Annotated in this window: 5 protein-coding genes; 4 read left to right on the forward strand and 1 reads right to left on the reverse strand. The window is 41.4% G+C overall.

What is annotated here, in order from left to right:
- Positions 1 to 21: 21 nt before the first annotated feature.
- The 3 genes from JF50_RS07585 (at position 22) to JF50_RS07595 (ending at position 4,721) form a co-directional block, all read left to right on the forward strand.
- The gene (locus JF50_RS07585; RefSeq protein ID WP_152614475.1) at positions 22 to 1,200 is read left to right on the forward strand and encodes an efflux RND transporter periplasmic adaptor subunit; all 1,179 of its coding nucleotides are present in this window, start codon (positions 22 to 24) and stop codon (positions 1,198 to 1,200) included.
- A gap of 10 nt (positions 1,201 to 1,210) precedes the next feature.
- Complete coding sequence (locus JF50_RS07590; RefSeq protein ID WP_039608794.1) at positions 1,211 to 4,351, forward strand: efflux RND transporter permease subunit; 3,141 nt, start codon at positions 1,211 to 1,213, stop codon at positions 4,349 to 4,351.
- 64 nt (positions 4,352 to 4,415) lie between these two features.
- Positions 4,416 to 4,721 carry a DUF962 domain-containing protein gene (locus tag JF50_RS07595; protein WP_039608795.1) on the forward strand — a complete coding sequence of 102 codons (306 nt, stop codon included), beginning with the start codon at positions 4,416 to 4,418 and terminating at the stop codon, positions 4,719 to 4,721.
- Between the two features lie 11 nt (positions 4,722 to 4,732).
- Here the strand turns inward: JF50_RS07595 and JF50_RS07600 are convergent, their stop codons facing one another.
- The gene (locus JF50_RS07600; protein ID WP_039608796.1) at positions 4,733 to 5,650 is read right to left on the reverse strand and encodes a DMT family transporter; all 918 of its coding nucleotides are present in this window, start codon (positions 5,648 to 5,650) and stop codon (positions 4,733 to 4,735) included.
- Positions 5,651 to 6,229: 579 nt separating this feature from the next.
- On the opposite strand from JF50_RS07600, the gene JF50_RS07605 reads away from it, so the two are divergent.
- Positions 6,230 to 6,568: a hypothetical protein gene (locus JF50_RS07605; protein WP_039608797.1), complete on the forward strand. Its 339-nt coding sequence runs from the start codon at positions 6,230 to 6,232 to the stop codon at positions 6,566 to 6,568.
- Positions 6,569 to 6,616 lie beyond the last annotated feature (48 nt).

The raw sequence follows: 6,616 nt of genomic DNA on the forward strand, positions 1-6,616 counted from the left end.
GGATAAATAGAGGTTTAGTGAATGAATTTCATAAATAAAGAGCGTGTTTTAGCTGCCGTAACGTTTATCTACTTGTTCGGCTTTTCAACTTTTGCATTATCTGCAGACCGTGAACACGCGCATCAAATCAGTAACCAGTTTAAACAGACAGGTGAATATCCAAATAAGAAAGAGAATCATCAGCATGAGACTGAATATGCTGTACTCAATGAGGCTCAGCGTCGAATGGTGGGGATTGAGGTTACAGAAATCAAAAAAACGCGTTACCAGCAGAACCATTATGCACCTGCGGAAGTTAAAGCAAATGGGTATACCAGTTATATTGTGTCTCCCAGAACAGATTCAGTGGTTGTAAGTCGTTACGTCACTTTAGGAGAAAAGGTATCGAAAGGGCAAAAGTTGGTGACCTTGTTCAGTCAAGAAGTAGCCAGTGCGCAGGCTGAATATAGGCTAGCACGCAGTGAATGGCAACGAATCGCTCAATTGTCAGGTGATACGGTCAGTGAAAGTGAAAAGCTGGCGGAAAAGACGCGTTTTCATGCGGCATACGGACAGCTTATCGCATTGGGACTGAGCGAGTCAGCCATTCAAAAGTTACATGGCTTAGCCAGTAACACTTTGGGTGAATATACACTGATCGCCCACCAAGCGGGTGTCGTGCTTGAAGATGACTTTTCGCAAGGGCAGCGCGTTGAAGCTGGATATGCGCTGATGAGGCTAGCAGATGAAAGCACGCTTTGGGTAGAGGCTAAGTTACCGGTTCATGCAGACATTGAGCCACGCACTATTGACCGAGCGCTGGTTGTGTTTGGTAAGGAAAAATATGCTGCTGAGGTTATCCAACAAACGCATACAATTGATAAAAAAACGCGTATGAAAGTCATTCGTTTATCTGTCGATAATAAACAGGATGTATTGCACTCGGGTATGTTTGTTGGCGTGAATCTTATTACTAGGTCAAAAGACCATGCGATGCTAGTTCCAGAATCTGCGATAGTAAGAGATCAAACACAAAATTGGGTCGTATTTGTAGAGCAAAATAATACTTCATTCACTGCTATACCAGTTAGGTTGGGTGCCCAAGTTGGAGACCAGCAGGTCGTTTATGGTTTGCCAAATAACAGCAAAGTGGCCGTAAAAGGGGCATTCTTCATTGCCTCAGAGCTAGCGAAAAATAGCTTTGATCCACACAATCATTAAGGAAGTGCATATGTTAAATCGAATGATAGTGTGGTCGGTAAAAAATCGATTTTTAATCGTGGTGTGTATTTGGGCGCTAATAGTGATAGGGGGAGCGACAATAAAAAAGCTATCTTTAGATGCTTTTCCAGATGTGACTAATACGCAAGTTGTTATCAACACTGAAGCACCAGGGCTTGCAGCCGAAGAGGTTGAACAATTGATCACATTTCCAATTGAAGCCGTGATGTATGCATTACCTGATGTTGAAGAAGTGCGCTCTATCTCGAAAACCGGCTTATCAGGGATAACGGTTGCGTTTAAAGAGGGGGTAGACATTTATTTTGCTAGGCAGTTGGTGTTTGAACGCTTACAGCAAGCCAAAGAGGCTATTCCCAACGGAATGGGAACGCCTGAAATTGGCCCGAATACCTCGGGGCTTGGCCAAATTTTTCAGTATTTATTGGTGTCTGAGCCTAATTCAGGTTATGACATTATGGCACTAAGAAGCTTAAATGATTGGGTAGTCAAAATGATGCTCATGCCAATAGATGGTGTCACTGATATATTGTCTTTTGGCGGCGAAGTACAGCAGTACCAAGTGAATATAAACCCTCAGAAATTATTAGCCTATGAGCTTCGACAGTCAGATATTCAAATGGCATTGGAAGAAAATAATATCAATGCGGGTGGCTGGTATATGCAAAGAGGCCAAGAACAGCTCGTTGTCAGAGGAACTGGGTGGTTTACACATGGTAGCGAGGGCATTGCGCAAATTTCGCAAGTGCCTGTGAAAGTTATCAATGGCACAGTGATCAGTATTGGGGATATCGCGCAGGTCCGTATTGGTGCGCAGATACGTCAAGGTGCGGTGACTATGACACGGCGTAATGAAGAGGGCCATGTGGAAGTGATGGGAGAAGTCGTATCTGGAATTGTACTTAAACGTATTGGTGCGAATAGTAAAGAGACCATAGAGGCAATTAACGCGCGGCTAAGTCGTTTAGATCGCGCCTTGCCAGTTGGGGTAAAAATCGTGCCCTTTTACGATCAAGGAAACCTCGTTGATAAGGCCGTAAACACAGTGGCAAAAGCACTGGGGCTTGCATTCATTTTTATTTCTATTGTGTTGACACTATTTTTGTTGAATATCAGGGCAACATTGTTAGTACTTTTCTCGATACCATTGTCTATAGGCTTAGCGCTGATAGCTATGGTTTGGCTAGGGGGGTCTGCAAACTTGATGTCATTGGGTGGGCTTGCAATTGCAATAGGTATGCTCGTGGATGGCTCAGTTGTGATGGTTGATAACATTGTTCGCAGGCTCAATGAGCGCGATAGTTTACCACGATCACAACAAAAAGCTGTTTCTAAGGTTGTCATTAGCGCAGCTAAGGAAGTAGCACGTTCAATATTTTTTGCATCTCTTATCATTTTGATTGTGTTTTTACCCTTGTTCAGTTTTGAAGGGGTTGAAGCAAAGCTGTTTGAACCTATGGCGACGAGTATCATGTTGGCGATAGTGTTTGCTATTGTCGTTGCGCTGATGTTTGTTCCGGCGCTCGCATCCATTGCCTATCGATGGGGCTTCTCAGCGAGAAAAAACCATATGGTCGCGCACTTTGAAAGCACGTATCGCTTATGTTTGAGGAGTGTAATGGCTAAACCGAGAATATTAGTGTTCGGCCTGATGAGCTTGGTTTTGTTGAGCAGTTATATTGCAACTAAGCTAGGAACGGAGTTTGTACCAGAACTCGAGGAAGGGACGATAAATTTACGTGTGACCTTGGCGTCTTCGGCCAGCTTAGAAACCGCATTAGGTATCGCGCCTAAATTTGAGCGTATTTTAATGGAATTTCCTGAGGTTACATATGCGCTAAGCCGGATTGGACGGGCAGAGGTTGGCGGAGACCCTGAGCCAGTTAACAATATAGAAATTTATATTGGCTTAAAGCCCACTGAGCAGTGGCACAGTGCGAACAATCGAAATACATTACAAGCACTAATGAAAGACAGATTGTCAGTCATTCCCGGTGTACAACTTAACTTTTCTCAACCGATTGCGACACGCGTTGATGAGTTGCTCTCTGGTGTGAAAGCTCAGCTGGCAATAAAGTTATTGGGTCCGGATCTACATATCTTGGCGCAAAAGGGTGCAGAAATAGAACGAGTGATTCAGACCATTGAGGGAACGACTGATGTTGCGCTTGAGAAAATTAATGGTGAAGCTCAGCTTTTAGTGACACCAGACCGACAAGCGCTTGCTCGATTTGGCCTATCTGTTGCTGATGTAATGTCATTGGTCAATGACGGAGTTGGAGGACAACACAGTGGTCAGATTGTCAGTGGCAATGAAAGATATGATATATATACTCGTATTGATGACTCGTTTCGTAAGAACGCACAGTCAATTGCAGGTTTAATGCTTGTTGCGCCAAGTGGTGAATGGGTAAGGCTTGGCGATGTAGCGCAGGTTGAAATAACAACGGGGACATCTCAAATTAGACGTGATGATGTACAAAGGCGAATCGTTATTCAGGCGAATGTACAGGGCAGAGACATGGGCAGTGTGGTCGACGACATTCGACAACAGGTTGCCCACAAGGTTACTTTGCCAGTGGGTTATTCTGTTGAAGTAGGTGGGCAGTTTGAAAATCAGCAACGGGCTCAGCAAAGATTGTTAATGATAGTACCAGTATCATTGCTACTGATAGCCATCATGCTTTTTTTAGCATTTAGGTCTGTTCGCCAAACAGTTTTGATATTGGTAAATATCCCATTTGCGATTGTCGGTGGCATTGTTGCGCTATATGTTTCTGGGTTTTATCTTTCAGTTGCAAGCTCGGTAGGTTTTATTACTTTGTTTGGCGTTGCCATTTTGAATGGGGTCGTCATGGTTGAAAGTATCAATAAAAACATAACTCAGTTTGACGAAAAAACAGCAATTTTACTTGGGGCAAGTGCTAGACTGCGTCCCGTATTGATGACTGCCCTAACATCTGCTCTGGGTCTTTTGCCCATGTTGTTTTCACAAGGCGTGGGGGCGGAGTTACAAAAGCCAATCGCAACGGTTGTGTTCGGTGGTTTAGTCAGTTCAACATTGCTAACACTTTTTGTCATTCCTAGTTTTTATCCTATTTTCTTAAAACGAAGTTTATTAAAAGAGACCTAACGCGGTTAATTTAGTTCGAGGTGTAAAGCCCATGCTCGGGCTTTGCACCTTTTAGGGAGTCAATATGCCGAAAGAATTTAAGACTTTCCAAGCATTTTATGCTTTTTATTTAAAAGAGCATTCAAATAAACGATGCCGAAGAATGCACTTTATTGGTTCATCCCTAGTTATTATTTTATTGGTGGTGGTGATTGTAACCCAGTACTGGATGTTGTTAATGGCCTTACCTTTTTTAGGTTATGGATTTGCTTGGTATGGACATTTTAAATATGAGGGAAATAAACCAGCTACCTTCAGGTATCCATTATATAGCTTCCTGGCTGATTGGGTGATGTTTAAAGATATCATCACCCGAAAAATATCAATCTAAGCAGAGAGTGACTAACCTTTGGCTGGTTTATTTAGTAAATAAACTGCACATAAAGCCAAAACACCTCCAATGAACATAGTCAAACTTAGCTGCTCGTCAAAATACCAAATGGACATACCCATTGCCGTTACTGGTACAATGAAGATAAAAGAGCTTGATCGACTTGGCCCTAATCGTTGATTCGCTAAAAAGAAGATACTGGTTGCGATACTGACGACAATCACGGATAGGTATAGCATGTGATACCAATAAATAGCGGAGTAATTTGTAATACTACTCAACGGCGATAGGTCATACGCAAACAGATAGCTCAATACCATTGCCCAAAAATACATCGCAGCGCTAAATGTAAGGAAATCCCCGAATTTAGTACCTTGCTTACTAATGAGGGTTAAAAATGCCCAAGTTAAAGAGGCGAGTAAAAAGTAGGCATTTCCAGAGGCAAATATTTGCGCCGCGTCGAAAAGCCAGATTTCTATCATAAACAACCCGCCAATAAGCCCTAATATACAGCCGATAAGTTGCTTATTAGAAAGCGTAGAGCGAAAAATGAACGTACTAAGAATAATGGTAAAAATAGGGTTGGTTGTGGTTACTAGCATACCTCCTTTGCCGGGCAAACCATCATATAGCCCTAGGAAAAATAACTGATTGTATGCGGCCATTAATATGCCAGCGGGTATGGACCAAAGTAAAGCCTGTCTAGAAAAAAATAGTTTTTGCAGTTTACTTTTATAGACCAATAGTAAAATCGGCAGCATGCTGAGCGTTGCCAGTGCAATGCGATAAAATACTGTCAGTGTTGCAGGAGCCATATCCGCAATGATTTTGCCAGAGATCCAGCTCGAGCCCCAAATAAGCATCGCACTTATCAATGATAGGATAACCGTCGTATCTTTTGATGATTGATTTAGTACCGTCGTTGACATGACTTCCCTCTTTATTAACAACATTGCAATCAAAGCAGCTTATTGGCTTTGAGACTTAGCTCATATTAGAAGCAGTAGGATAATACAATTTCATCTTAATATGTGTATTGAATTCGGAAAAAGACAATGAAAGAGAAGTATTAGTACTAGTTAGTATTGGTTTAGAGTATTTATTATATCTGTTTTAATTGTTGAAAGTCATAAGTAAGTCAGTTTTAGAACGCTTAAATTAATAAGGAAAGTAGTATCGAAGGAAGGAATAGTGGGTCGGCTTTATCGTATTATAGTTGTATATTTACTGATGATAAGTGTTATTTGAACTTGTTATGATTAATAAGTTACCTAATAAAGGCGAGGACACCTCTAATGCAGGTGTAGACTGAATAGATGTATTTCACCAAAAATAATATGAATATTGGTCCTTTTTGTAGCCTAATTTAGGCTTTACTTATCGATGATTAATAATCGGCGTAATTGGTAATAGTCAAGGCTTACAATCTAGCTGTAATGCCCCGTAATTGCATTTAATCTTAATCACCCTATAGTTGCACATAGATTATTCAGTTTGAGGGAAACGCTATGGCTGCAAAAGTTACCGTAACATTTATCAATAAAACAAATACGCCAATGTTTGCTTTCTTATGCCAAGATAAGCAGATAGTTGCTTTGACTTTAACTCAAATATTCCCTGGATCAGCGTATAGGTTGTCTGAAGAAGTTGAGGATTTAGAAAGCTTACAGGTAGGGTTTGGTAAGTCTTGGTCTGCTGCGGAACTTGAAATGCAGTTAGATGTAAAAAGAGGTATAACAGATTTCAATGTCACCTTGGATAATGAAGGGGCAATGGAAATCGTAACAAACGGTGACTTAAAGTTAAAACGAAAGCGTTACTTTTATGATGCAGCGATAGCTCAATAGAGCTAAATGCATATGAATATTCATGGCACTTCTTCAGTAACTAGTCTC

Source organism: Pseudoalteromonas luteoviolacea, assembly GCF_000814765.1.
Lineage (GTDB): Bacteria > Pseudomonadota > Gammaproteobacteria > Enterobacterales > Alteromonadaceae > Pseudoalteromonas > Pseudoalteromonas luteoviolacea_H.

Coding starts and splice junctions, on each gene's coding strand:
- JF50_RS07600 (WP_039608796.1), bottom strand. CDS start 5,650: ATGTCAACGACGGTACTAAATCAATCATCAAAAGATACGACGGTTATC.
- JF50_RS07590 (WP_039608794.1), top strand. CDS start 1,211: ATGTTAAATCGAATGATAGTGTGGTCGGTAAAAAATCGATTTTTAATC.
- JF50_RS07585 (WP_152614475.1), top strand. CDS start 22: ATGAATTTCATAAATAAAGAGCGTGTTTTAGCTGCCGTAACGTTTATC.
- JF50_RS07605 (WP_039608797.1), top strand. CDS start 6,230: ATGGCTGCAAAAGTTACCGTAACATTTATCAATAAAACAAATACGCCA.
- JF50_RS07595 (WP_039608795.1), top strand. CDS start 4,416: ATGCCGAAAGAATTTAAGACTTTCCAAGCATTTTATGCTTTTTATTTA.